The organism is Streptomyces sp. NPDC003284 (assembly GCF_053589675.1).
In genome coordinates this window covers 538193-563969 of the sequence record NZ_JBSFSI010000003.1, presented here as the reverse complement: position 1 = coordinate 563969, position 25777 = coordinate 538193, and the positions used below count along the sequence as shown (strand labels likewise).

Annotated in this window: 23 protein-coding genes and 1 tRNA gene; 13 read left to right on the top strand and 11 right to left on the bottom strand. The window is 70.8% G+C overall.

Going from position 1 to position 25777, the window contains the following annotated elements; translation table 11 throughout:
* Positions 1–4 precede the first annotated feature (4 nt).
* From ACWDYF_RS09515 to ACWDYF_RS09500, 4 genes are read right to left on the bottom strand one after another with little or no spacing between them, the layout of a single operon-like run.
* Positions 5–835 (bottom strand): MBL fold metallo-hydrolase, encoded by an 831-nt coding sequence (locus ACWDYF_RS09515; RefSeq protein WP_037894251.1) that lies wholly within the window; start codon positions 833–835, stop codon positions 5–7.
* 58 nt (positions 836–893) lie between these two features.
* Positions 894–1796: an NUDIX hydrolase gene (locus ACWDYF_RS09510; protein ID WP_389462613.1), complete on the bottom strand. Its 903-nt coding sequence runs from the start codon at positions 1794–1796 to the stop codon at positions 894–896.
* Between the two features lie 58 nt (positions 1797–1854).
* Positions 1855–2319 carry a RidA family protein gene (locus ACWDYF_RS09505; protein WP_018568944.1) on the bottom strand — a complete coding sequence of 155 codons (465 nt, stop codon included), beginning with the start codon at positions 2317–2319 and terminating at the stop codon, positions 1855–1857.
* A complete protein-coding gene (locus ACWDYF_RS09500) occupies positions 2316–2474 on the bottom strand; it encodes a DUF4177 domain-containing protein (RefSeq protein ID WP_086024262.1) in 159 nt (52 codons plus the stop codon). The genes ACWDYF_RS09505 and ACWDYF_RS09500 overlap by 4 nt, the downstream gene beginning before the upstream one ends.
* 220 nt (positions 2475–2694) lie before the next feature.
* Here ACWDYF_RS09500 and ACWDYF_RS09495 point away from each other — a divergent pair, with 220 nt between their 5' ends.
* Together ACWDYF_RS09495 and ACWDYF_RS09490 are read left to right on the top strand one after the other, a co-directional pair.
* Positions 2695–3672, top strand: coding sequence for an ArsA family ATPase (locus ACWDYF_RS09495; protein WP_389462614.1), 978 nt, complete (start codon positions 2695–2697; stop codon positions 3670–3672).
* Positions 3669–5141 (top strand): ArsA family ATPase, encoded by a 1473-nt coding sequence (locus tag ACWDYF_RS09490; protein WP_389462615.1) that lies wholly within the window; start codon positions 3669–3671, stop codon positions 5139–5141. The genes ACWDYF_RS09495 and ACWDYF_RS09490 overlap by 4 nt, the downstream gene beginning before the upstream one ends.
* A 35-nt stretch (positions 5142–5176) precedes the next feature.
* On the opposite strand, the gene ACWDYF_RS09485 is transcribed toward ACWDYF_RS09490, so the two are convergent.
* Positions 5177–5512: a WhiB family transcriptional regulator gene (locus ACWDYF_RS09485; RefSeq protein WP_389462616.1), complete on the bottom strand. Its 336-nt coding sequence runs from the start codon at positions 5510–5512 to the stop codon at positions 5177–5179.
* A gap of 463 nt (positions 5513–5975) precedes the next feature.
* Here ACWDYF_RS09485 and ACWDYF_RS09480 point away from each other — a divergent pair, with 463 nt between their 5' ends.
* Positions 5976–8252, top strand: coding sequence for a transglycosylase domain-containing protein (locus ACWDYF_RS09480; RefSeq protein WP_389462617.1), 2277 nt, complete (start codon positions 5976–5978; stop codon positions 8250–8252).
* 128 nt (positions 8253–8380) lie between these two features.
* Here ACWDYF_RS09480 and ACWDYF_RS09475 read toward each other — a convergent pair whose 3' ends face one another.
* Positions 8381–8845 carry a GatB/YqeY domain-containing protein gene (locus ACWDYF_RS09475; RefSeq protein WP_018568950.1) on the bottom strand — a complete coding sequence of 155 codons (465 nt, stop codon included), beginning with the start codon at positions 8843–8845 and terminating at the stop codon, positions 8381–8383.
* A 149-nt stretch (positions 8846–8994) separates the two neighbouring features.
* Between ACWDYF_RS09475 and ACWDYF_RS09470 the strand changes: the two genes are divergently transcribed.
* The 3 genes from ACWDYF_RS09470 to ACWDYF_RS09460 all read left to right on the top strand — a co-directional run bounded on the left by ACWDYF_RS09470 (position 8995) and on the right by ACWDYF_RS09460 (position 11057).
* Positions 8995–9921: a metallophosphoesterase gene (locus tag ACWDYF_RS09470; RefSeq protein WP_389462618.1), complete on the top strand. Its 927-nt coding sequence runs from the start codon at positions 8995–8997 to the stop codon at positions 9919–9921.
* Between the two features lie 201 nt (positions 9922–10122).
* Entirely contained in the window at positions 10123–10950 is an 828-nt protein-coding gene (locus tag ACWDYF_RS09465; RefSeq protein ID WP_389462619.1) for a Pr6Pr family membrane protein, read from the top strand.
* Positions 10951–10983: 33 nt separating this feature from the next.
* A tRNA-Pro gene (locus tag ACWDYF_RS09460) sits at positions 10984–11057 on the top strand.
* A gap of 552 nt (positions 11058–11609) precedes the next feature.
* On the opposite strand, the gene ACWDYF_RS09455 is transcribed toward ACWDYF_RS09460, so the two are convergent.
* Positions 11610–12716 (bottom strand): DUF4365 domain-containing protein, encoded by a 1107-nt coding sequence (locus ACWDYF_RS09455; protein WP_389462620.1) that lies wholly within the window; start codon positions 12714–12716, stop codon positions 11610–11612.
* A gap of 285 nt (positions 12717–13001) precedes the next feature.
* Between ACWDYF_RS09455 and ACWDYF_RS09450 the strand changes: the two genes are divergently transcribed.
* The 3 genes from ACWDYF_RS09450 (at position 13002) to ACWDYF_RS09440 (ending at position 14781) form a co-directional block, all read left to right on the top strand.
* A complete protein-coding gene (locus tag ACWDYF_RS09450) occupies positions 13002–13478 on the top strand; it encodes a DUF4265 domain-containing protein (RefSeq protein ID WP_389462621.1) in 477 nt (158 codons plus the stop codon).
* Between the two features lie 676 nt (positions 13479–14154).
* Positions 14155–14457, top strand: coding sequence for a hypothetical protein (locus ACWDYF_RS09445; RefSeq protein WP_389462622.1), 303 nt, complete (start codon positions 14155–14157; stop codon positions 14455–14457).
* 27 nt (positions 14458–14484) lie between these two features.
* Positions 14485–14781 carry a hypothetical protein gene (locus ACWDYF_RS09440; RefSeq protein ID WP_381740881.1) on the top strand — a complete coding sequence of 99 codons (297 nt, stop codon included), beginning with the start codon at positions 14485–14487 and terminating at the stop codon, positions 14779–14781.
* 826 nt (positions 14782–15607) lie between these two features.
* Here the strand turns inward: ACWDYF_RS09440 and ACWDYF_RS09435 are convergent.
* Together ACWDYF_RS09435 and ACWDYF_RS09430 are read right to left on the bottom strand one after the other, a co-directional pair.
* Positions 15608–15931, bottom strand: a complete 324-nt coding sequence (locus ACWDYF_RS09435) for a hypothetical protein (protein WP_389462623.1) — start codon at positions 15929–15931, stop codon at positions 15608–15610.
* On the bottom strand, positions 15928–17142 hold the full coding sequence (locus ACWDYF_RS09430) for a Shedu anti-phage system protein SduA domain-containing protein (protein ID WP_389462624.1): 1215 nt from the start codon (positions 17140–17142) through the stop codon (positions 15928–15930). The genes ACWDYF_RS09435 and ACWDYF_RS09430 overlap by 4 nt, the downstream gene beginning before the upstream one ends.
* A gap of 143 nt (positions 17143–17285) precedes the next feature.
* Between ACWDYF_RS09430 and ACWDYF_RS09425 the strand changes: the two genes are divergently transcribed.
* Positions 17286–17534: a hypothetical protein gene (locus tag ACWDYF_RS09425; protein ID WP_389462625.1), complete on the top strand. Its 249-nt coding sequence runs from the start codon at positions 17286–17288 to the stop codon at positions 17532–17534.
* A gap of 169 nt (positions 17535–17703) precedes the next feature.
* Positions 17704–19254 carry an LCP family protein gene (locus tag ACWDYF_RS09420; RefSeq protein ID WP_389462626.1) on the top strand — a complete coding sequence of 517 codons (1551 nt, stop codon included), beginning with the start codon at positions 17704–17706 and terminating at the stop codon, positions 19252–19254.
* 50 nt (positions 19255–19304) lie between these two features.
* Here the strand turns inward: ACWDYF_RS09420 and ACWDYF_RS09415 are convergent, their stop codons facing one another.
* Entirely contained in the window at positions 19305–20150 is an 846-nt protein-coding gene (locus ACWDYF_RS09415; RefSeq protein WP_389462627.1) for an LLM class flavin-dependent oxidoreductase, read from the bottom strand.
* A 351-nt stretch (positions 20151–20501) separates the two neighbouring features.
* Between ACWDYF_RS09415 and ACWDYF_RS09410 the strand changes: the two genes are divergently transcribed.
* The gene (locus ACWDYF_RS09410; RefSeq protein WP_389462628.1) at positions 20502–22700 is read left to right on the top strand and encodes an NAD-binding protein; all 2199 of its coding nucleotides are present in this window, start codon (positions 20502–20504) and stop codon (positions 22698–22700) included.
* Between the two features lie 171 nt (positions 22701–22871).
* On the opposite strand, the gene ACWDYF_RS09405 is transcribed toward ACWDYF_RS09410, so the two are convergent.
* The gene (locus tag ACWDYF_RS09405) at positions 22872–24788 is read right to left on the bottom strand and encodes a S9 family peptidase (protein ID WP_389462629.1); all 1917 of its coding nucleotides are present in this window, start codon (positions 24786–24788) and stop codon (positions 22872–22874) included.
* A gap of 153 nt (positions 24789–24941) precedes the next feature.
* On the opposite strand from ACWDYF_RS09405, the gene ACWDYF_RS09400 reads away from it, so the two are divergent.
* Positions 24942–25751, top strand: a complete 810-nt coding sequence (locus ACWDYF_RS09400) for an SURF1 family protein (RefSeq protein ID WP_389462630.1) — start codon at positions 24942–24944, stop codon at positions 25749–25751.
* Positions 25752–25777: the final 26 nt, after the last annotated feature.

Here is a 25777-nt window from a genome sequence, read left to right as displayed (position 1 = left end):
GGCCCTAGATGAGCCCGTGCTCGCGCAGGTACTCCAGCTGGGCCCGTACCGACAGCTCGGCGGCCGGCCACAGGGAGCGGTCCACGTCGGCGTACACCTGGGCGACGACCTCGGCTGGCCCTCGGTGGCCGTCCTCGACGGCCGTCTCGACCTGGGCCAGCCGGTGCGCGCGGTGGGCCAGGTAGAACTCGACGGCGCCCTGGGCGTCCTCCAGGACCGGCCCGTGGCCCGGCAGCACCGTGTGCACGCCGTCGTCGACGGTCAGGGACCTGAGCCGCCGCAGCGAGTCCAGATAGTCGCCGAGGCGTCCGTCCGGATGGGCGACGACGGTCGTACCGCGCCCGAGGATCGTGTCGCCGGTGAGCACCGCCCGGTCGGCCGGGAGATGGAAGCAGAGCGAGTCGGCGGTGTGGCCGGGTGTCGGGACGACCCGCAGTTCCAGGCCGCCCACCGAGATCACGTCACCGGCCGCCAGTCCCTCGTCGCCCAGCCGCAGGGCCGGATCGAGGGCACGCACGCGCGTGCGGGTCAGTTCGGCGAAGCGGGCGGCGCCCTCGGCGTGGTCGGGGTGGCCATGGGTCAGCAGGGTCAGGGCTATGCGCCTGCCCGCCTGCTCGGCGGTGGCGACGACCCGGCGCAGGTGACCCTCGTCCAGCGGTCCCGGATCGATCACCACCGCCCGGTCCGAGCCGGGCTCGGAGAGGATCCAGGTGTTGGTGCCGTCCAGGGTCATGGCGGAGGCGTTGGGCGCGAGGACGTTGACCGCCCGCGCGGTGGCGGGCCCGGAGAGCGCACCGCCGCGGGGCTGCCCGGGGAGCGCTGCTGCGTCCGTCATACGAGGGGGCCTTCCTGGACACCGGCCGCAGGGAGCCGGAGCGAATGCGGGCGAGCCGTCATGCGCGGGCCTCCTGACCGGGCGGGGTGCCCTCGGCCGGGACGTGCCGGGTGAACTCGTCGTGGCCCGGCCAGGACAGCTCGACCTCTCCGTCCACCAGGCGGGCGCGGGCGAGCACAGGGGTCAGGTCCTGCGCCCCGGCCGCCTCCAGCGCCCGCGCGGCGCTGGCGCAGGGCAGCAGCCGGCGCAGGGTGGCGACGGTCGGCGGCATCATCAGCAGCTCGCCCCTGTCGTACCCGGCCGCCGCGTCCTGGGGCCGGATCCACACCGTGCGGTCGGCCTCCGTGGAGGCGTTGCGGGTGCGCTGGCCCTCGGGCAGGGCGGCCACGAAGAACCAGGTGTCGTAGCGGCGGGGTTCGAACTCGGGCGTGATCCAGCGCGCCCAGGCGCCCAGCAGGTCCGAGCGCAGGGTCAGGCCGCGGCGGTCGAGGAACTCCGCGAAGGACAGCTCCCGCGCGACCAGGGCGGCGCGGTCGGCCTCCCAGCCGGGGCCCGTGGTGTCGCCGACGACGGAGCCGGGGCCGGGCCCGGCGAGCAGCACACCCGACTCCTCGTACGTCTCCCGGACGGCCGCGCAGACGATCGCCTGGGCCGCCGCCGCGTCGTCCACGCCGAGCCGGTCGGCCCACCACGCGCGCGTGGGCCCCGCCCAGCGCACCTGCTGGTCGTCGTCGCGCGGATCGACGCCGCCGCCCGGGTACGCGTACGCGCCCCCGGCGAAGGCCATGGAGGCGCGTCGGCGCAGCATGTGCACGGCGGGACCGGTGTCGGTGTCCCGCAGGAGCATGACGGTGGCCGCCCGTCTGGGCACGACCGGGGTGAGGGTGCCGTCCGCGAGCGCGCGGATGCGGTCCGGCCAGTCCGGAGGGAACCACTGCCCGTTCGCCTGCCCATTCGCCATGGCCGGAGGCTATCCCGTGGCGCGCGAATGTTCGAGAGGCGTCGGGGCCGCGGGCCGCTCAGGGAGCCAGCTCGACCTGGATCTCCACCTCCACGGGCGCGTCCAGCGGCAGCACCGCCACGCCGACCGCGCTGCGCGCGTGCACGCCCTTGTCGCCCAGGACCTCGCCCAGCAGCTCGCTGGCGCCGTTGACGACACCGGGCTGCCCGGTGAAGTCGGCGGCCGAGGCAACGAAGCCCACGACCTTCACCACGCGCGCGATGCGGTCCAGGTCGCCCGCGACGGACTTGACGGCGGCGAGCGCGTTCAGCGCGCAGACGCGGGCCAGGTCCTTGGCCTCCTCGGCGGTGACCTCCAGCCCGACCTTGCCGGTGACCGGCAGCTTGCCGTCCACCATCGGCAGCTGGCCGGCGGTGTAGACGTACGGACCGGACTGCACGGCCGGCTGGTAGGCGGCCAGCGGCGGCACGACCTCCGGCAGCGTCAGACCCAGCTCGGCCAGCCTGGCCTCGACCGCGCTCATGCCTGCTTCTCCCGCTTCAGGTAGGCCACCAGCTGCTCCGGGTTCGGGCCGGGCACGACCTGGACGAGCTCCCAGCCGTCCTCGCCCCAGTTGTCCAGGATCTGCTTCGTGGCATGGACGAGCAGCGGCACGGTTGCGTATTCCCACTTGGTCATGGGCCGACTGTAGCCGCTGCGGCCGGCCCTGCCGTGCGCCGGACGTGCGCCCGGCCGCCGCCCGCTCGCACCCCGGGACGCCGACCGCCCGCGCGCCGGGCCGTACGCCTGCCGCGCGCCTGCCGCGCGCCCGGTCCGCGGGCGGTGAGGACGCCATCGCGGCGGCGGTTGTCCACAGCCTCGCGCGTGCCCGGAGCGCGGACTGGTTAGGCTCGAAGACGTGAGCAGGCTCCAGGTCGTCAGCGGCAAGGGCGGGACCGGCAAGACCACGGTCGCCGCGGCCCTCGCGCTGGCCCTGGCCACGAAGGGGAAGCGGACGCTCCTCGTCGAGGTCGAGGGCCGCCAGGGCATCGCACAGCTCTTCGAAACGGAGGCGCTGCCCTATGAGGAACGCAAGATCGCGGTCGCACCGGGCGGCGGGGAGGTGTACGCGCTCGCCATAGACGCGGAACTGGCCCTGCTGGACTACCTCCAGATGTTCTACAAGCTGGGCAGCGCCGGCCGCGCCCTGAAGAAGCTCGGCGCCGTCGACTTCGCCACCACCGTCGCACCGGGTGTCCGGGACGTCCTGCTGACCGGCAAGGCGTGCGAGGCGGTGCGGCGCAAGGACCGGGCCGGACGGTTCGTCTACGACTACGTGGTCATGGACGCGCCACCGACCGGCCGCATCACCCGCTTCCTCAACGTCAACGACGAGGTGGCCGGGCTCGCCAGGATCGGCCCGATACACAATCAGGCGCAGGCCGTGATGCGGGTGCTGAAGTCCGCCGAGACGGCCGTGCACCTGGTGACGCTGCTGGAGGAGATGCCCGTCCAGGAGACCGCGGACGGCATCGCCGAACTGCGCGCCGCCCGGCTGCCGGTGGGCCGCGTCGTCGTGAACATGGTGCGCCCCCAGGTGCTGGACGCCGCCGGACTGGAACTCGTGCGGAGCGTGCCGCGCACCGCGCTCGCCCGCTCGCTGTCCTCCGCCGGGCTCGGCGGCGCACGGCGCGGCGGGAACGCCGAGCGGCTGGTGGACCCGCTGCTCGCACAGGCGCACGAGTACGCCGAGCGGTACGCGCTGGAGCAGGAGCAGCGCTCGGTCCTCGGCGCGCTGGACCTGCCGCTGCACGAACTGCCCCTGCTCGCCGAGGGCATGGACCTGGCGGGCCTGTACGAACTGGCGAGAGAGCTGCGGAAGCAGGGGATGTCATGAGCCCGGACCCGGCCCCCGCGCGGGGACCCGAAGTGCCCTCAGGACCGTCGCAGGAGGGCGCCCGCCGCCTCGCGCACACGCGCGTGCTGGACGTCGACCCGCTGATCGACGACCCGGGGACGCGGATCGTGGTGTGCTGCGGCGCGGGCGGGGTCGGCAAGACGACGACGGCGGCGGCCCTCGGGCTGCGGGCGGCCGAGCGGGGCCGCAAGGTGGTCGTCCTGACGATCGACCCGGCCCGCCGGCTCGCCCAGTCGATGGGCATCGACTCCCTCGACAACGTCCCGCGCCGGGTCAAGGGCACCGACGGCGACGGCGAACTGCACGCCATGATGCTCGACATGAAGCGCACCTTCGACGAGGTCGTCGAGGCGCACGCGGATCCCGAGCGGGCGGCGGCGATCCTGGCCAACCCCTTCTACCAGTCGCTCTCGGCGGGCTTCGCGGGCACGCAGGAGTACATGGCGATGGAGAAGCTGGGGCAGTTGCGGGCGCGCGACGAGTGGGACCTCATCGTCGTCGACACCCCGCCCTCGCGCTCCGCGCTGGACTTCCTGGACGCGCCCAAGCGGCTCGGCTCGTTCCTGGACGGGCGGCTGATCCGGCTCCTGACGGCCCCGGCCAAGCTGGGCGGGCGTGCCGGGATGAAGTTCCTGAACGTCGGCATGTCGATGATGACCGGCACGCTGGGCAAGCTGCTGGGCGGTCAGCTCCTCAAGGACGTCCAGACCTTCGTGGCCGCGATGGACACCACCTTCGGCGGCTTCCGTACGCGCGCCGACGCCACGTACAAGCTGCTCCAGGCGCCGGGGACGGCGTTCCTTGTGGTCGCGGCCCCGGAGCGGGACGCCCTGCGGGAGGCCGCGTACTTCGTGGAGCGGCTGGCCGCCGAAAGGATGCCGCTGGCCGGTCTGGTCCTCAACCGGGTGCACGGCAGCGGGGCCGGGAAGCTGTCGGCCGAGCGGGCGCTCGCCGCGGCGGAAAATCTTGAGGAGCCCCGCATTGTGGATCAGGGGGACGGGAAAGCTGGTCTTCGTAACTCTCCCGACACGTACGGAAGTTCAGACTCCCCCAGCTCTGATCTCCCGGACTCCGGCGCCCCGGGCTCCGGTTCTCCCGACCCCGAGGCCGAGCACACGGGTTCCACCGATTCCGCCGATTCCACCGATTGCGCCGACCCTGACGACACGGCCGGCCCGGCGGACGGCCCCACGGATCCTGCGACCCTCGTGGATCCCTCGGACCCCGTGGACCAGGTCGCCGCGGGCCTGCTGCGGCTGCACGCCGAGCGTATGCAGGTGCTCGCGCGCGAGCAGCGTACGCGCGACCGCTTCGCCGCCCGGCATCCCGAGGTGGCGGTGGCGGAGGTGGCCGCGCTCCCCGGCGATGTGCACGACCTCGCGGGGCTGCGGGACATCGGGGACCGGCTCGCGGACAACCGCCGCGAACTGCCCGAGCCGGGCGCCTGAGAGGACGGCGGCGGCACCCGGGCGCGAGAGCGCTCTCAGCCCACCGCCGCGAGAGCCTCGTACACCTCGTCGTCGAGGGAGACCAGGCCCGCCCCGCGCTCGTACTCCAGACGCGCGGTCTCCAGCAGCCTGCGCCATGAGGTGACGGTCGGCCGTCTGCGCAGCAGCGCGCGGCGCTCACGCTCCGTCATGCCCCCCCAGACGCCGAACTCGACGCGGTTGTCGAGTGCGTCGGCGAGGCATTCGGTGCGTACCGGGCACCCCGTGCACACCGCCTTGGCCCTGTTCTGCGCTGCTCCCTGAACGAACAGTTCATCCGGATCGGTAGTGCGGCAGGCCGCCTGCGCACTCCAGTCGGTTACCCAGCCCATACCGGCGCCGTCCTCTCCCGAATCGAGGCTCCCCCACGGCGACGGCGGCATATTCACCGCCGCCAGTTGAGGACGTTACGGAAGGTGGACACAGCGCAACACCCCCAGCGGGCCCAATCTTGAATGGTCCGAACGGACTATGGGTTAGCGGCAGATCACCCGGGGGAGTGAGGTGGCGACATGCGCGACATTCCCGGCACAACGGGAGGTTCCTCTTGCGCCACAACGGACGTCACGCATCACACAAGGCGATTCCGGGCACGTGTCGCCGGGCCCGGAGACCGGCCGGGAAGGGACATCGCGCGCGTCCGGAACGATTCGGGTTCGCCGGACGTAGAAGACGAGAGAGACGAAGGAGGCGAGGGAGGCGAGGGAAGGAACAGCGGTGCTGCTGTGACAGCCGAGAGCAGCTTAGGCCAAGGCATATACGCGTGTCCGGCGAATGAGAACGTAGGCTGCCCCCATGCCAAAGAAGCGCTCGGGCGGTGGTCAGTCGCCAACGCAACAGGCCGCCAAGTTCCTCGGTGTCAGTGTGCTCGCCGGAGCGGTCCTCGCCGGAATCGCGTTGCCCGCGGCCGGCGCGCTGGGCCTGGCGGCGAAGGGGTCGGTCCAGGGATTCGACGACATCCCGGCCAACCTCAAGCGCCCCCCGCTCAGCCAGCGCACCACGATCCTGGACAGCCAGGGCAGCCAGCTCGCCCAGGTCTACTCCCGCGACCGCACGGTGGTGGAGCTGAAGGACATCTCCCCGTATCTCCAGAAGGCGATCGTCGCGATCGAGGACGCCCGCTTCTACCAGCACGGGGCGATCGACCTGAAGGGCGTCCTGCGCGCGCTCAACAAGAACGCGACCAGCGGCGGCGTGGCCCAGGGCGCCTCCACCCTCACCCAGCAGTATGTGAAGAACGTCTTCGTGGAGGAGGCCGGCGACGACCCGACGAAGGTCGCGCAGGCCACGCAGCAGACCCTCGGCCGCAAGATCAAGGAGCTGAAGTACGCGATCCAGGTCGAGCAGGACCTCGGCAAGAAGCGGATCCTGGAGAACTACCTGAACATCACCTTCTTCGGTGAGCAGGCCTACGGCGTCGAGGCCGCCTCCCAGCGCTACTTCTCCAAGCACGCCAAGGACCTCACCCTCCCCGAGGCGGCGCTGCTGGCCGGCATCGTCCAGTCGCCGAGCCGCTACGACCCGGTCAACGACGAGGCCGAGGCCACCAAGCGGCGCAACACCGTGCTCCAGCGGATGGCCGAGGTCGGGGACATCTCCCGGGCGGAGGCGGACGCGGCCAAGAAGGTCCCGCTGAAGCTGAAGGTCACCCGGCCGCGCAACGGCTGCATCACCGCGGTCAAGGACTCGGCCTTCTTCTGCAAGTACGTCGAGAAGGCGTTCTTGAACAGCCCGGTCTACGGCAAGACCCGCGCCGACCGGGCCAAGATCTGGAACCAGGGCGGTCTGACCATCCGCACCACCCTGGACCCGCAGGCCCAGGCGTCGGTGCAGTCCTCCCTGAAGGACCACATCTACCAGTCGGACTCCGTCGCCTCGGCGGCCGTGCTGGTCGAGCCGGGCACCGGCCGGATCGTCGCGATGGGCCAGTCCAAGCCGTACGGCTACGGGAAGAACGAGACCGAGATCAACTACTCGGTCGGCAACGACGCGGGCGGCTCGAACTTCGGCTTCCCGACCGGTTCGACGTTCAAGCCCTTCGTCGCGGCGGCGGCCATCGAGGGCGGCAAGGCGCCCACGCAGGAGTACTCCTCGCCGTACAAGATGCCGTACCCGAGCCCGGTTCAGGCGTGCGACGGCAAGCGGTGGCTGAACTCGTACCACGAGGACGTGGAGAACGAGAACACCTCCGAGCACGGCCCGTACGCCATGAAGGAGGCCATGGCGAAGTCGATCAACACCTACTTCGTGCAGATGATCTCCGAGATCGGCCTCTGCCCGGTGACGACCATGACCGACAAGCTGCACGTGGTGCAGGGTGACGGCAAGAAGCTGCCGCAGGCGCCCTCCATCGCGCTCGGCGCGGTCGGCATCTCCCCGCTGACGATGGCGAGCGCCTACGCCACCTTCGCCTCGCGCGGCACGTACTGCACCCCGGTCGCCATCGAGTCGATCACCCAGCGCAGCGGCGGCCAGACGAAGGCCCTGCCGGTGCCGAAGACCACCTGCACGCGGGCCATGTCCGAGAAGACCGCGGACACCGTCAACACCCTGCTCCAGGGCGTGATCGACTCCGGTACCGGTCAGCAGGCCGGCCTCTCCGACCGCGACAACGCGGGCAAGACGGGTACGACCGACGAGCGCAAGAACGCCTGGTTCGTGGGCTACACGCCGAACATGGCGGGCGCGGTGTGGGTGGGCAGCGCCAGCCAGAAGGTCAAGATGACCGGCATCCGCATCGGCGGCATCATGCACGACCTCGTCTTCGGCGCCGACGTGCCCGGTCCGATCTGGCGGGACGCGATGACCGGCGCCCTCCAGGGCAAGCCCGCTCCGTCCTTCAACATCGTCGACATCCCGGACCCCGGCAAGGACAAGAACAAGGGTCCCGACAAGGACAAGAACAAGGACAAGAACAAGGGCGGCGACAAGGGAAAAGGCCGCGGCCACGGGGGTAACGGCGGCGACGACGGCGGCGGCCTCCCCGGTGGCCCGGCCGGCGGCGGCACCGGGTTCCCCGGCTTCCCCGGTGGCTTCATCCAGGGGAACGGCAACGGCGGGCAGCACGGCTGACCCGGCGCTGCGTACGTAGCGCGTGATGACGTAGCGCGTGATGACGTGACGAGAGGCGTGACGAGAGGAGGGCCCCGGCTTCCCGCCGGGGCCCTCCTCTCCTCTTGTCCTCTTGTCCGGCGGCCGGATCAGCCGGCCAGCAGCCTCTTGACCACCGCGGCGACCCGCCCGCCCTCGGCCTGCCCCGCGACCTTCGGGTTCACGATCTTCATGACGGCGCCCATGGCCCGCGGCCCCTCGGCGCCGCCCGCCCTGGCCTCCGCGACGGCCTGGCCGACGATCGCCTCCAGCTCCTCGTCGGACAGCTGCTTGGGCAGATACGCGGCGAGCACCTCGCCCTCCGCCTTCTCCCGCTCGGCCGACTCCGCACGACCGCCCTGCGCGAAGGCATCGGCCGCCTCGCGGCGCTTCTTGGCCTCCTTGGTGATCACCTTGAGGACCTCGTCGTCGGACAGCTCGCGCTTCACCTTGCCCGCGACCTCCTCCTTGGTGATCGCGGCGAGCGTCAGCCGGAGCGTCGCGGAACGCAGCTCGTCACGCTCCTTGATCGCGGCGTTGAGGTCATCGTGCAGCTTCGACTTGAGGGTGGTCATGGGGTCGATTGTCGCAGGTACGACGTGCTCGCCGCGCGCCGATTTACCGGCCCGTCGCAGGAGGGCGACCGAGCTCCCGGCACCCGGCACCGGGGCCCCGCCGCGCGGGCGATTTCCCTGGCAGGGCGCGACTTTGAGACGATGGACACATGCGCGCGCGATACGGAGTACCCCTCGGCATCACGGCGGTCGCGACCGCCGGTCTCATCTACGCGGCGGGTTTCGAGGTCCGCTCCTTCCGCCTGCGACGGGTGACCGTCCCGGTCCTGCCCCCCGGTATGCACCCCCTCCGCGTCCTCCAGGTCTCCGACATCCACATGGTCGGCGACCAGCGCAAGAAGCAGCGCTGGCTGCGCTCGCTCGCCGGGCTGCGCCCCGACTTCGTGCTCAACACCGGCGACAACCTCTCCGACCCCGAGGGCGTGCCGGAGGTCCTGGACTCGCTCGGTCCGCTCATGGAGTTCCCGGGCGCCTATGTCTTCGGCTCCAACGACTACTACGGCCCCCGGCCGCGCAACCCCGCCCGCTATCTGCTGGAGAAGACGAGCGGCCGGCACGGCCTGAACGGCAACGCCCCCGCGGTCGGCGTGATCCACAACCCGTGGGAGGACCTGCGCGACGGCTTCGACGAGGCGGGCTGGCTCAACCTCACCAACACCCGCGGCACCCTGAAGATCGAGGGCGTCTCGGTGGAGCTGACGGGCCTGGACGACCCGCACATCAAGCGGGACCGCTACGCCCGGGTGGCCGGCGGCCCCTCCGCCGGGGCCGACTTCTCGATGGGCGTCGTCCACGCCCCCTACCTGCGCGCCCTGGACGCCTTCACGGCCGACGGCTACCCCCTGATCCTGGCCGGCCACACCCACGGCGGGCAGCTCTGCATCCCCTTCTACGGCGCCCTGGTCACCAACTGCGACCTGGACACCGACCGGGTCAAGGGCCTGTCCACCCACACCGCCGAGGGCCACACCTCCTACCTCCACGTCTCGGCGGGCTGCGGCACCAACCGCTACACCCCGGTCCGCTTCGCCTGCCCGCCGGAGGCGACACTGCTGACGCTGGTGGCGAAGGACTGACCGGGGCCGAGGGGACTGACCGGGGCCGACGGGACGGGCGAGCCGGGTGAGCCGGGGTGAGACGAGACACGACGGGCCGGGCCGGGCCGGGGAGCCGATCAGCATCGGTCGCCGTACGAGCAGCGGTCACCGGCACTCCGCCCGTAACCCACACAGCCCACCCGAATCGCCCGGAATGCCCTCACTTCCTACCGTGAGGACATGACCGCCCCGATACCACCGGTCCCCGGAGCGTCCGCCTCCCCGACGCCTCCGATCCCCCGGGACATACCGGACCTCCCCGCGATCCCGGGCATCACCGCACTGATGCCGTCCGCCGTCCCCGCGACGGCGGTGGTGACCCCCGTCCGCCGCCCCTGGACGGCGGCGTACCGCTTCCTGGTCGCCGCGGCGGCCGCGGCGGCGGTGACGGCCGAGACGATCATCGGGCCGCCGCTGCACGTCCTGAGCCACTTCGCGATCCAGAGCACGATCCTGCTGATCCTGGCGCTCGTCGTCTCGGCCCGCAGAGCGTGGACCGCCCGCCGCCCCGCCCCCGCCGCTCTGACCGGGGCGGCCGTGCTCTACCTCACGCTCTCCGCGCTGGTCCACCACCTGCTGCTGACCGAGGCGTCCCCGCCGTTCTCGATCACGGACGCCCCCGGCATCCACCCCCTGTGGCAGTCGGTCGCCGCGCGCCTCCTGCACACGGTGATCCCGATCGCCGCCCTGCTGGACTGGCTCCTGCTGACCGCCCCGAACCGCCTCCACCTGCGCCAGGCCGCCCCCTGGCTGCTCTACCCACTGGCCTACCTGGCCTTCTCCCTCACCCGGGGCGAGCTGCTCCCGCCCGACGCGGCACACCGCTACCTTTACGCCTTCCTGGACGTCGACCAGCACGGGTACCGCCACGTCCTGGCCAACGCCCTCCTCCTGGGCCTCGCCTGCTACGCCCTCGCCCTCCTCCTCGTGGCCCTCGACCACGCCCGCCCCAACCCGGTCCCCCGCCGCACCAGAACCGGATTTCGCCTCAGGCCCCCGGTGGGCTAAAGTAAACGTCGTCGCCGCGACAAGCAGCGACATCGGGGTGTGGCGCAGCTTGGCAGCGCGCTTCGTTCGGGACGAAGAGGTCGTGGGTTCAAATCCCGCCACCCCGACAGCTGAAACACCAGGTCAGGGGCCTGATCCGCTTAGCGGGTCGGGCCCCTGACTCGTTCCCGGAGATCGTTTGGGAGAAAACTGGGAGAAGATCTTGGTCGGCTTCTCTCAGCGGACGATCGCCCGGCAAGGGAGGCACGCCTCCTACGCGTCCGCTCGTACCTGTCGTACCTGCGCGTTCGCGAACTCCAGTCGCCTGCTCGACCCGAGGACAGCCTGTGGACTACGGCTTCGGCAGCACCTTCGAGCAGGCGGGGCGCCCGTGCGCGGTCTGCGGCACGGTGATGGAGTATTGGCGCCCGCCTAGCCAGAAGTACTGCCCCGATCCTTGTCGCACCTCGGCTGCCAAGAGGCAGCGGGTCGAACGCCCGAAGGACGCGGGCCAACTTGGAGAAGTTGGCCGAAAACGTCGAAATGTTACGGGTGGAACAGCGCAAGCGCCAGCAGCTGCTAGAGCACCAATCAAGGAAAGCAAGAGGTCATCTGACTGACGACGAGGGAATCTTGATTGGGCTGTGCGCCGTGGGCCGTGGGCCGTCGACTCCGCAGCTTTAGCCCCCGCCCCCGTCCGAGTCCCGCGTTGTGCAAGTAGAACCGTCATCGCCGTATCCGCTTATCATCTCATTCCTCTGAACTTGACGCAATCGACGTCGCCGCGAAAGTTCTTCTGCGGTATAGTGCATTCCACCATAGAGCAGTACTGCCTGAACCATACTCACGATCGCCGATACGTAGATCACTTGCGCGATCGCTGGGACGGGCCATGGCGTTCTGGGCAAATAGACACCAACGGCAAAGTACCAACCACTAAACAACATGAAATATGCGCCGCGATGCATCCACTTCGCGCGATCGCGATTGCTGTCAAATTTTGCGACACTGAACAAGAACCAGAATGTCATGTAGAAGCAGAACAGCCACACCGCACTCGAGAAAACGCCGTATGTCGAGCGCGCGATTTCGAAGAGCCCGGGCCCCATCATTCCAGAGACGGCCAATAGTACGCTGTAGAAACCCACGTTGATGAAGTGATCCGGAAACTTTGGGTGCCGTTCCAGAAAGTTTGCCTCGCTAACAAAATGGGGGATCGGGCGACCGCCCAAGGGGGCATCGGCGAAGAATCTCTCCCGTTCGTGCAATCTTCGTCGGATTGCCAGGGTGAGTGCCAGCCGAAGCGGCATAGGGTACGGCAAACTGCTCTGATCCCGTCCAAAACAATCCTGGACATCACGAACCATGAGATCGATTCCAGCCTGATTAAGCATATCCTCCTCTCGCACCGGAACACTTTTGGGATGCTTCCCATCAGCGGCACTCTCGCGCAAGTATTTTGTCAAATTAACCCAATAAAGCGCTCTCATTTCCGGGTCATGAACAATACCAATTACAGGAATGCGGCTGCGCTTCCAGTCGTCAATGTGATTTCCGCATGGAATCGCATAGCCCGTCGCGCGCCTATACTTAACACCGCTCTTGATTTGCACAGCCGCGATATCGCCGGTCCTTTGGCCTAGATATGTGAAACTAACATAGCAATCCTCTCCGTAGTCATTTCCGCCATCGATCTCCTGCACAATATGCTCCGCAGCCTCCATGGCTTTGCGAAACGCATTCACCCCTGCCCTTTCGATCTGCCTCGTGCGCCACACCTTGGCCACGTCAGCCCCCTCGGCTCAATCCATCAACGGCCCATACACCGAAGTTAGTCGACGGTACTGACAGCGCGACGAGTCATCCGCAGTTCAGAGCAGTGATCGTGAAGGACCTGCTGGCCGCTCTCACCCGGCAACCGGCGCCCTGCTCACGGTCGGTGCTGTGGACTGGGTAGCGACCGTGGGGCCCCAGCTGCTGCCCATGGCCTATGGCCGAGCACAGCTGCAGGTTGATCAACCAGCGCAGCCCCAGTGAGAGTTGCCGTATCCGGGCAGCGCATGATGCCGGTCATGGAGAGCACGGTCGAGAAGATCAAGGTCTGGTTCCGGTTCGTTCCTCGCGAGGGTTGGTTCCCGCAGGACACAGAGGACCTGTGGGCGACAAAGCTCGGCGATGACGCGGCCATCGTGCAGAGCATCCCCTTCCTGCAGGACGGGGTGGCTGAAGGCGACGTGGTTCGGTATCAGACCGACGCCGGCGGCCTTCACTGGGCCGTTGGGCGGGTCAGCACCGCCGGAAACTGCACGATTCACGTCGTGCCCGTCCCTACCGGTCCCTTGGGACGGAGCCCTCAGGCGGTGCACCAGCGTCTTTCGGCCTTCGAGCTCGGAGGCGAGGTCTTCAGCGAGGAATTTCCCATGGTGGCCTTCGCCGCATCGGCTGACGCGGACTTCACCGGGATCAAGGCGCTCCTGGATCAAGGAGCAGAGGAAGGGTGGTGGCAGTACGAAGTTGGCTGTGGCACCGTGAGGTGGTGGAATGCCTGACTTTCGCGGGGGCCTCCTACGACGACGAAGACATTCGTCTCCCGAGCCGCCTCCCTCTCTCCGCGCCAGCCACCGACCCGGGGGGCACTTCCGATGGAGTCACCATGACCGACTTCCCTCATGCACTTGCCACTTGGTGCACCAACCAGGCACCCAGCCTCCGTGCAGCGCCGATCGACTGTGAGTTCGGGTACCTCTCCGATTGACGGACGTAGCAAGGCGAGCGCCTGGGTGACCCTCAGCGCCAACGCCCGACTCGCCACCATCACCGTATGGGACACCGGCGAAGCAGAACTCGAGCGCGCAGACCTCGCGAGCAGTCAGGTCCACCTGAACACCGGCTCCTCCAGACAGAGCAGGGTCTCGTCAGTGCGCTTTCAGGACTCGTGCAATGGATGCGATCTCCAGCGCAATGAGCAGACTGCGTTGTGGCCCAAGGACCCTCTGCCCCGCCGATCTCCCCTGCGGGGAAGGCCGTTGTAAAGCTCGGACGACTGGCCCGACTTCTGCCCGCCAGAATCCGAGCGTGTCCACCGAGCTGAGCGGAATGATCGAATGCAGCCCAGGAGCCCGGCTCTGAAGCGAGGACGACGAGGACGCCGTCTGGACGGCTGCCATCGATCTGTTCGTCCTCAACGTCGGCAATGCCTACGACACACTCGCCTGCCTCTTCGGGGTGCGCAACTCCTTCGGGTTCCAGCCGCTGGCCGAATATCGCGGACTGCCGGAGGACGTCGCCGAGGGGGTGCGTACTGCCTCCGTCTCATACCCCGGGCCCGAGTACTCCCACAGCACCACCTGGATCACCGGGGCCGAACTGGCCGCTGCCGACTGGGACGAGACCGACAGCTCCGGCGCGCACAGCCATCGCGCGGTCGCGGAAGACGCCACCCACTGGGGACCTGTTTGGGAAGTGATGCGGACGCTGGGCGGGCTGCACGGCCCGGAGAACGTACGGCTCGTCGTCTGGTTCGATTGACCATCGAGCTGTCGGAGGACGAAGGCGGTGGGCCAGGATGAGCCGATGACGCGATGGTTCCGCAGCTACTGGGACGAAGAAGACACCTGGTTCTACTTCGAGGTCGGTGACGACGGATGGGTGAGCCGTCAGGTCGAACTCGAAGGTCCAGCAAGGCGACCCATCGCCGCCGCTTCGGCCGAGAACGACGATGCCCGGTACGGCTTCACTGCGGAGTCGCCCATCGCCGACTGGGAAGGGCACGTCGAGGAGCCGCTGACCCTCCAGGACTTCGAAGAGGTCTGGGCCGAAGCCCGGCAACACCTCACCGCGCCCGAAGTCTGACGTACCGGCCGCCGACGACTGTCAGAACGGGACAGCAGGGAGCCCAAGTCCCACGGCCGCACGCAAACTTGCTCACGCAATGAGAGATGATCTTGTGCCTGAGGCCCGCCGGGGTCAGCCGAGACCAGCCCACCCCAAGCCCCTGAACAGCACGGATATCCATCCGACCTGGCGAGGATCTTGACCGAACCTCATTCGGGACGAAGAGGTCGTGGGTTAAGATCCCGCCACCCCGACAGTGAAGTACCAGGTCAGGGGACTGATCCGCTTAGCGGGTCGGGTCCCTGAGCGGTTTCCTGGGTTGTCCTTGGAGCCGCTTGGGAGCCGAGTCCGGACCTAGCCCAGCGCCTCCGTGGCCGCCCTGCTCGCCGTGCCCAGTCAGCGCTTGTTGGCGACCTGCGGCAATGCCATCCAGCCCTGCGGAAAGGCCGGTCATCCATTCTGCTCAGACCGATCCAGCTCGTCCTCGTCCAGGTAGTCCCACCGGCGCCGGTAGAAAGCCCTGGCAGCACGCGACTCGGGCCATGCGTCGTATTCCTCGCTCTGAGGGAGTTGCCCCGGATTTCCGCTTGATCGGCGCGGGATTCCCGCTCGTCGCGATCCGATTCGGTGCGATACGCGAGCCCAAGTCCACTGCTACGAGCGCTGTTCCGCTCTGGCCAAGCAGCGCGATGACCGACCAGCACTGACGGCGCAGCCCACCGCCCCCTCCGGTGAGTTCGTAGAACACAGTGGTCCGGTGGCCAGGCTCCCCATCGCATCGGTCCAGCCTGGCTGTCCTCACACACGTAGCGCTGGTTCCGGAGGGGAGGCCCCCGCGTATGCCTCAGGATCGCTGCGGGCGCAGGTGGCGGGAGGCTGCCAGGCAGGAGGACAGCCAGGTGGCTTCAGGGCGGTCGATGGTCAGGCCGACCACGGTGATCTCGCCTTCGAGGGGTCCGTCGAGCCGTATCGAGTGATCACCGACGCGGACCATCTCCCAGTCCATGTCGCTGTGCCAAAGCCTGGCGGTCTTTTCACCGCGTCGCTGGGCGAAGACGAGTTCCTCGCCGTGTTCGTTCATGAAGTAGCCGACGTAGTCCTTGTCGGTGATGACGCCGCCGCAGAGTTTCGCCAGGAGCTGCTCGATCGCGGGAGAGTCGTCGTTCATGCCGTGGGCTCCTCGGCCTGGTCGGAGGTCTGCTCGGTCGACGAGAGCGCCAGCATTCGCTCCGCCGACTGCAACAAGGTCTCGTAGGTGATCACTTCTATGCGCGACATGTGCGTGTTGTAGGTCCGCAGCGTGTCCGCGATCTGCTGGGGGGTTATCCCGTCGCTCACGTACTGCGGGTGGCCGATCACGACCGTCGCGGAGGCTCTGCGCGTGTCGATCCCGTACCGCGCGAGGATGGACTCGCGGCCCTCGTCCAGGGTTCGCAGGTAGTTCTGCGTCTGCGAGACCGCTCGGTGGACCGGGGCGCCCAGCATGAGGTGGCCACTCGGACGGATGACCAGCTTCTCGATGTTGGCACGTTTGAGTTCGACCACGTGCAAGGAGCCGTCTCCGCGTAGCAGCGGTATGTCGAGAATGGTGTCCGGGGTGTACTGACGGCGGGCCAGCTCCCCCACAAAGGCGCCACCGAAGATCCATTCCTGGTTCTTCAGGCAGTCATGGAGAGCGCCCTCGGAGCTCTCGGGGCGGTCCACTGCGGCACGCAAGGCGGCCAGGCCGGCCCGCCTGGCACGCAGTTCCAACATCTGGGCGAGCATGTCGGCGTCCGCGTCCTCCAGGAACTCGCTCACCATCCGGGCGGTCTCGACCGAGGCCGGCCGGGGCAGTTCCCGGAAGACCAGTTCCATGTGCCCGAACTCCTGGAGCCTCTTGAGGTATTCGGTGGGCAGTTGGATTCCGCCCTCACCGTCTCCGGTGCCCAGGCGGTCGGTGGACCGTGCGATGCCGAGGAAGAGGGCAAGAGCGTCGGTGACACTGGCGTCCGGGTTCTCGGCGCGCAGGGCCTCCAGAGCCGATACGGCTCGATCGGCGCCCATGGCGGCCATGCGCCGCATGAACTCCTCGCTCCGGAGCCGCGCCTTTTCGTCGTAGTAGTACTGAACGGTGTCGAGGAAGAGGTCGCCGCGCGCGTAACCAGCGAATCTCTGGAAGCGTTGGGCCAGGGCGAAATCCTCATGGAGCAGGCACATTTGTGCCACATCCTCCAGGGCGTCCACCAGCTTCTTTCCTTGACCGTACTTGCCATCGGAATCCCTGGCCATGATGCGCAGCACCACGTCGATCCGCTCATGCACAGCGACGTGTTCCGTGAGTCTTCGTGCCTCTTCGACCATGCGCTTGAGCGAACGACTGGACCGGAAATTCACCATACCGGGGACTCTAGAAGTCAGCACTGACAACCGGGGACCGCGCAGTCCGAGCAGACGGCCGAGGCGGCGCTCCTCGGCCTCAGAGGCAGCTTCCGAGGGTTCGGGCTTTGTCGGTGAGTTGCGCAATCTTTAAACTGTGGGGCATGGAGACAGCCGATGTGACGGTGCGGGAGGACGCGGTGCTCGTGGGTGGGCCCGCGGACGGGGTGCGGGTGGTGGTCGCGGGGCGGCCTCGGGTGGTGCAGGTGACGTATCCGTGCGGGGTCGAGGGCGGGCCGGACGGGGTGCGGGTGGAGGGGGTTTATGTGTATCGGCGGGTTCTCGGGGAGGAAGACGGGGAGGGGGGTGCGGGGCGGGGTGTGCGGTACGGGTTCGATGTCGCCAGCCCCTGAGCCGTTCCCGTTGCCGAGACCCGCCCGGCCTTGCCGCGCCGCTTCCGTCTGAGCTCCGTCAGCCGTTGAGTCGCCTGGGCCTCGCGCCCAGCCAGTCCTTTTTCTGGATCTTGCTTCGGACGATTGCGTAAGTGGGCAACCATTCGGTGGGCTCGTTCGTCTTCTCGGTATGAGTCGTACGTATGAACGCACGCGGAGGGCCGCTTCCAGCCCCCGCAGGCACGGTCGGGCGGGGCGGCGGCGGGGGCCCGTGCGGGTGGTGCTGATGGTCGCGCTGATGGTGGCGGTGCTCGGTACGGCCGGGGCGGGGTGGATCTACCTCAAGCTCAACGGCGACATCAAGACCTTCGACGGCAGCGGGCTGGCCACGGACCGGCCCGGCGCGGGCTCCTCCGAGGGGGAGAACGTGCTGGTGATCGGGTCGGACGCGCGCACGGACGGGAACGACGCGCTGGGCGGTGGCAGCAAGGACGACATCGGGCGGTCCGACACCGCGTTCCTGCTGCACGTCTACGCCGACCACCGGCACGCGATCGCCGTCTCGATCCCCCGGGACACCCTGGTCACCATCCCGCCGTGCCGGCTGCCCGACGGCGCCTGGACCAAGGCCCGGCCGCAGACCATGTTCAACGAGGCCTTCTCGGTCGGGCAGACGGAGAAGGGGAATCCGGCCTGCACCCAGAACACCGTGGAGTCGCTGACCGGGCTGCGGGTCGACCACACCGTCGTCGTCGACTTCAAGGGGTTCGCGGCGCTGACGGACGTGGTCGGCGGCGTGCCGGTGTGTCTGCCGCAGGACATCTACCAGGGCGACCTCAATCCCAACCGCACCACCAAGGGGTCCCTGCTCTTCAGGAAGGGGCAGCAGACCGTCTCGGGGCGCAAGGCCCTCGACTATGTGCGCATACGCCACGGCATCGGGGACGGATCCGACATCGGGCGCATCAAGCGCCAGCAGGCCTTCGTCTCCAGCCTGTTGAAGAAGATCAAGAGCGACGGGCTCACCCCGACCAAGCTGCTGCCGCTCGCCAGTGCCGCCACCGGTTCCATGACCGTCGATCCGGGGCTGGGCTCGGCCGCCAAACTCGTCTCCTTCGCCATGTCGCTGAAGGACATCGACCTGCACAACACCAAGTTCGTGACGATTCCCTGGCGTTACCAGGGCGAGCGCGTCGCCGTCGTGGAGCCGGACGCCTCCGATCTGTGGGCCGCGCTGAAGGCCGACCGCACCGTCGACGGCAAGGACGCCGGAGGGAACGGCAAGAAGCGGGCTCCTTCCGGGACCGCCTCCGCGAGCGTGTCCGGGGCCGGGATCGACGTCGCCGTGCTCAACGGCACCACCGCCCACGGCCTCGCCGCCAAGGCCGCCGCCGCGCTCACCGGGCACGGGTTCACGGTCACCGCGGTCGGCAACGCCGACAGCCGGCAGTACACCACCACCGTCGTCGAGTACGGCAGCGGTCTGCGCGGCCGGGCCGAGACGGTCGCGCGGCTCTTCCCGGGGGCCGAGCTGCGCGCCGTCGCGGGGGCCGGCGCCGGTGTCGACGTCGTCGTGGGGACGGCCTACGCGGCCGCCGCGGCCACCGGCGACGGCGGCGCCCCCGCCTCCCCCACGCCGTCCGTCGACCCGTCCGCCGCCGTCCCCGACTCGGTGGCCCACGACGCCCGGTCCGCCGACGACGACCTGTGCTCCGACCTGTCGTACGGGAGCGGCGGCTGACGGGCGCCGGGGGCCGGCCGGGTCCGCCCGCGCCCCGGCGGGTCAGCGGTTCACAGGGCTTCCGCGATGCGGTCGACCTGGTCGGGGTCGAGGCCGTAGCAGTAGAACATGACCTCGTCGGCGCCCAGGTCGGCGTAGGCGGTGACGGTGTCGCGGACGGCCTGCGGGGTGGTGAGCATGCCGGAGACCATGCGGTCGGGCATGCCGGTGAAGGCGTAGTACGCGTGCATGGCGGCCCGCGCGTCGTCGACGACCTGCTGCGGGCCCAGCGCGACGTTCGCCTGGGCGACCAGGCGCGGGGCGCCCTCGCGGCCGTGCGCGCGCCACTGTTCGCGGACGGTGTCGAACAGGCCGCCCGCCCAGGACGGCGGCGCGGCGGCCAGGAAGCCGTCGCCCCAGCGGGCCACCCGCTCCAGGGCCATGGGCTTGAAGCCGCCGAAGAGGATCTCGGGGCCGCCGGGGCGGGCGGGGGCCGGACCGATGGGGCCCGCGCCCGCGCCGTACGGTTCGCCGGCCCACAGGCGGCGCAGCAGCGGCAGTTGCCCGTTCAGGCGGCGGCCGCGGGTGTGCAGGTCGACGCCCGCGGCCTCGTGGTCGTCCGCCCGGCCGCCGACGCCGAGGCCGAGGACCAGCCGGCCGCCGGACATCCGGTCCAGGGTGGCCGTCTGCTTGGCGAGCAGGGCGGTGTCGCGCAGCGGGGCGAGCAGCACCTCGGTCTGGACGCGGACGCGCGAGGTGGCGCCGGCCAGGACGGCGAGCGCGATCAGCGGTTCGGGGTTGTCGTAGACCAGCCGGTCGAGCAGGCCGAGCGTGGTGAACGGGCCGTCCTCGGCGCGCCGGGCCCAGGTGAGCAGGGTGGCGGGGTCGCTGATGGGCAGGCCGATACCGACGTTCATGAAGGAACCTCCGTGAGGGCAGGGCGGATGAGGCCGGTCGCTCTGTCGCGTCCGGCCGGGTCGCTGCCGCCCTCTCCTGCGCCTCGGTGAGGCGGGACGCTCCCACTCTGCGGCGTACTTCCGGGGAGGTCTCTTCGAAGTGCGTCCAGGGTAGGCGTCCGGGGCGCGGGCGGCCACCGGTTTTTCCGGCCGCGCCCGGACGCACTCGGACGCACCCGGCCGTACGCGGGGGCGCGCAGCAGGCAACAGGCGGCGGGCGGGGCTGGAACCGCGCGGGCCCGTGCGGCAGTCTTTCCGCTCGTGGGGAGCGTTCCGTATCAAGGTGGTGCGTCGGGCGGCACGGGGGCGCACATGGTGGTGTGCGGTGACGACGGGCTCGCGCACCGTCTGGCCGCGGAGTTGCGCGGGGTGTACGGCGAGCAGGTCACGCTGGTCGTGCCGCCCTCCGAGCGGGCGGTACGGCCCCCGGTGGTCGGCCGGGCGCGGGCGGCTTCCGCGCTGCTGGACCGGATGGTCAGCGCGGCTGTGGGCCGGGCCGGCGGGAACGGCGGCGCGGGTGCGCACGGCGGCGGCGGCAGCGGCGGTGGGGGCAGCGGCGGAGGCGGCGGGGCCGCAGGGGCCGCGGACCGGGTGGTGGAGGCCGCCGAGCTGACCGAGGCGGTCCTCGTGGACGCCGGGGTGGAGCGGGCGAGCGCGCTGGCCCTGGTGTACGACGACGACGAGACCAACATCCGGGCCGCGCTCACCGTCCGGCGGTTCAATCCGCGGCTGCGGCTCGTGCTGCGGCTGTACAACCGGCGGCTCGGCCAGCACATCGAGGAACTCCTCGACCAGGCCGCCGCGTTGGCGATCGGCGACGGCTCCGCCCCGCCCGGGTCCGCCCCGTCCGGCGGTGGTGCGCTCGGCGGCGGCGTGCTCGGCGGCGGTGACGCGTCCACGACCGTGCTGTCCGACGCCGACACGGCCGCGCCCGCGCTGGCCGCCGGGGCCGTCGTCGGCACCAGCAAGGTCGTGCAGACCGAGGGCCTGCTGCTGCACGCGGTCGAACGGCCGCCGCCCGCGCCGGGCCAGGTCGCCGACCCCGGGCTGTGCACGCTGGCCCTGCTGTCCGCGACGAGCAGCGACCCGGCCGGGGCCGACGGGTCCGAGGCCAGCGGCGAGCAGCGGCCCCGGCTGCTGCCGGACGCGGCGGCGGTACGCGAGGCCACCGGGCGCGGGACCGTGGTCCTCGAACAGGTGTCGTACGCCGCCGGGCCGCCGCTGCCGGCCGGGCGCGGGGTCGGCGTCGTGCCGCCGCTCACGTCGCTGTTCTCGCGGCGGCTGCGCTGGTCGGTGGCCGGGCTCGTGGCGTGTGTGTTCGCCCTCGCGGTGGCGTTGTGGCTGGTGACGGGGGTGCGTCCGCTGGGGGCGCTCTATCTGACGCTGCTCGACCTGTTCGCCATCGACGATCCGGCGATCGGTGAGTCGGTCGGCCGGCAACTGCTCCAACTGCTCTCCGGGCTCGTCGGGTTGCTGCTGCTGCCGGTGCTGCTGGCGGCGGTCCTGGAGGCGCTGGGCACCTTCCGGACGGCGTCCACGCTGCGCAAACCGCCGCGCGGACTCGGCGGACACGTGGTGCTGCTGGGGCTGGGGAAGATCGGCACCCGGGTGCTGACCCGGCTGCGCGAACTCCAGGTCCCGGTGGTGTGCGTGGAGTCGGACCCGGACGCGCGGGGGCTGGCGACGGCCCGGCGGCTGCGGGTGCCGGTGGTGCTCGGGGACGTCACGCAGGAGGGCGTACTGGAGGCGGCGAAGATCCATCGCGCGCACGCGCTGCTCGCGGTGACCAGCGCGGACACCACGAACCTGGAGGCGGTGCTCTACGCCCGCTCGGTGCGGCCCGATCTGCGGGTGGTGCTGCGGCTGTACGACGACGACTTCGCGACCGCCGTGTACCGGACGCTGCGGGCCGCGCATCCGCGGGCGCTGACCCGGAGCAGGAGCGTGACGCATCTGGCGGCGCCCGCGTTCGCCGGGGCGATGTTCGGGCGGCAGATCCTGGGGGCGATCCCGGTGGAGCGGCGGGTGCTGCTGTTCGCGTCCGTGGACGTGGGCGGGCATCCGCAGTTGGAGGGCCGGACGGTCGCCGAGGCGTTCCGGCCGGGGTACTGGCGGGTGCTGGCGCTGGAGGCGGGGTCGCGGGGCGCCGCCGCGGGCGGCGGGAGCGGGAGCGGGGAGCGGCGGGAGCCCGCCGCTCAGGCGGCGGCCGAGGACCCGGAACCGGGGGCCGCGCCCCCGGCCGGACGCACCGGCCGCACCGGACCGTCCGGGCGCACCGCCGGGCACCCGTCCGCGCGGACGGGCGGGCATACGCCTGGACCGGCGGCCGGGGCGGCGGCGGGCGGGCCCCGGTGGAACCTGCCCGACTCCTATGTCCTGCGGACCGAGGACCGGGTCGTCCTGGCCGCGACCCGCCGGGGGCTCGCCGAACTGCTGGGGCGGCGGGGGCGGGACGGCCGGGACGGTCCGGAGGGATCCGGGGCGGCGGGGGCGGGTGCCGGGGCGCTGTAGGGGCGTCCCCGGCCGGGGGCGCGGGTCCCGGCCCCGCGCCTCGCGCCCCGCGCCCCGCGCCTCGCACCCCGCGCCTCGCACCCCGCGCCTCGCACCCCGCGCTTCGCACCCCCGCCGTCGGCGCCCCGCGCCCGCGCGCTTCCGGTGTGCCGGACTCCCCCGCCGTGGGCGCTACTTCGGCAGATGACGCTCGGCGAAGTCCAGTTCGAGCCGGACCTGCTTGATGCGCTCGTCCACCACCAGGGAGCCGTGGCCCGCGTCGTAGCGGTAGACCTCGTGGACGGCGCCCCGCGACTCCAGGCGCTTGACGTAGTTGTCGATCTGGCGGATGGGGCAGCGCGGGTCGTTGACCCCGGCGGAGATGTAGACCGGGGCCTTGACCTGGTCCACATAGGTGAGCGGGGAGGACGCCTCGAAGCGCTCGGGGACCTCCTCCGGGGTGCCGCCCAGCAGGGTGCGGTCCATCGCCTTGAGGGCTTCCATCTCGTCGTGGTACGCCGTGACGTAGTCGGCGACCGGGACCGCCGCGATGCCGAGGGTCCACGCGTCCGGCTGGGTGCCGACGCCCAGCAGGGTGAGGTAGCCGCCCCAGGAGCCGCCGGTGAGGATCAGCCGCTCCGGGTCGGCGAGGCCCGAGCCGATCGCCCACTCGCGGACCGCCGCGATGTCCTCCAGCTCGATCAGCCCGACCCGGTGCTTGAGGGCGTCGGTCCAGGCGCGGCCGTAGCCCGTGGAGCCGCGGTAGTTGACCCGGACCACCGCGTAGCCGTGGTCGACCCAGGCGGCGGGGCCCGCGGCGAAGGAGTCGCTGTCGTGCCAGGTGGGGCCGCCGTGGATGTCGAAGACGGTGGGCAGCGGGCCGGTGGTGCCCGCCGGCTTCTGCACCAGGGCGTGGATGCGCCCGCCGGGTCCCTCCACCCAGACGTCCTCCACCGGGACCGAGCCGGGGGACTTCATGCCCGGAGGGTCGAGGACCACGCCGCCGGCCGTCGAGCGGACCGCCGACGGCTCGGCCGCCGACGACCACAGGTACTCCACCGCGCCGTCCGGGCGGGCGCTCGCGCCCGAGACCGTGCCGGGCGGGGTGGCGATCCTGGTCAGCTCGCGGCTCACCGGGTCGTAGCGGAACAGCTCGCTGCGGGCCTCGAAGCTGTGCGCGACGAGCAGGCCGCTGCCGTCCGGGTACCACTCCGCGCTCACGTCGCCCGGCAGGTCGAGGGCGAGGTCCGTCTCCTCGCCGGTGGCCACGTCCCAGACCAGCGGCTCCCAGCGGCCCCGGCGCTGGTGTCCGATGAGCAGCCGGGTGTCGCCGTCGACCGGGGCGAAGCCCAGCACCTCCAGGCCCAGCTCGACGGTGCCGCCCTTGGTGTCGTCCAGCTCGGCGACCGCCGTGCCGTCCGGGCGCAGCACGCGCAGCGCCGAGTGCATCGCGTCGCCGTGCTCGGTGTGCTCGACAGCGATCAGGGTGCCGTCGTGGGAGAGGTCGCCGACGCCCGCCGACTCGCGGTGGCGGTAGATCTCCGCCGGGGCCTCGCCGGAGCCCACGCGCGCGAGATGGATGGTGGTGCCGTCCTCGTCGGTGGAGCGGCCCACGACCGCCGTGCGCCCGTCGCGGCCGAGCGCGAGGCCGGCCGGGTAGGACGGTTCGAGGTCCGGCACCGCCGCCTCGTCGGGGCCGCCGGTGAACGGCTGGCGGCGCCAGACGCCGAACTCGTCGCCGTCCTTGTCGTCGAACCACCAGATCCACGCGCCGTCCGGGGAGAGCACGCCGTCCGTCGTGCCGTTCGGCCGGTGGGTGGCCTGGCGCTGGGCGCCGCTCGCGCGGTCCCAGGCGTACAGCTCGTACGTCCCCGTCGCGTTCGACACGAACAGGGAGCGGTCCGGCGCGTCCTCCGCCCAGTCGGGCAGGGACACCCGGGGCGCGCGGAAGCGCTTCTCCCAGTCCGGCACGGCCGGCTTGCCCTGCGCCCCCGCCGTCCTTCCCGCCTCCGGCGTCCCCGGCGCCGCGGACCCGTCCTGTCCGGCCGGGCCCCGCCCGCTCCGCTCGCTCCGCCGGTCCTGCGCGCCGTTCCCGTTGCTCTCAGTCATGGCCCCATACTGCCTGGCCGGGCCGACAACGCGCCGCCCCGTTCCCCAGCCTGTGGAAAACCGCCCGTACGGAACCCGTCCGCGTCCCCTCGCCTGTGGAAAACTCCGACCCCGCGGCCTGCCGCGACCGGCGGGGGCCGTACCGTTGGGGCCGTGTACCGGTTTCTTCTGACGCCCCGCTGGTGGGGCATCAACGTCTTCGTGCTGCTCGCCATCCCGTTCTGCGTTTTCATGGGATCGTGGCAGCTGAGCCGGTTCGACGCGCGCGTGGACGATCACCGCAACCTGTCCGAGCAGACCGCCTCCGCCCGTACGGAGCCGCCGCGTCCGCTGGCCTCGCTGCTCCCGGTCGACAAGCGGACCTCGGGCATGCCCGCCACCGCGACCGGCCGCTACGGCAAGCAGTTGCTGGTCCCGGACCGCGAGCTGGACGGCAAGCAGGGGTACTACGTGCTGACGCTGCTGCGCACCGGCTCCGGCAAGGCGCTGCCCGTCGTGCGCGGCTGGCTGCCGGGCACCGCGGACGCGGCGAAGGCCCCCGCGCCGCCCGTCGGTGAGGTCACCGTGACCGGCGCGCTCCAGGCCTCCGAGTCGCCCGGCGGCAACGGGGTCGGCACCCGGGGCGGGCTGCCGTCCGGGCAGACCGGGGCGATCAGCGCGGCCTCGCTGGTGAACCTGGTGCCGTACGACGTCTACGACGCCTGGGTCACGCTCGACAAGGCCGACGCCGGGATGAAGGCGGTGCCCGCGAAGGCGCCCGAGGGCAGCGGGCTCGACCTGAAGGCGTTCCAGAACCTCGGGTACACCGGTGAGTGGTTCGTGTTCGCCGGGTTCGTGGTCTTCATGTGGTTCCGGCTGGTGCGGCGCGAGCTGGAGGCGGCGCGGGACGCCGAGCTCGGGCTGGTGCCCGACGACGCGGAGGGCTCCGGCGAGCCCCTGGAGGGGCGTACCGCGGGGGTCTGACCCCGGCGGTACGCCCGGGTCGGACC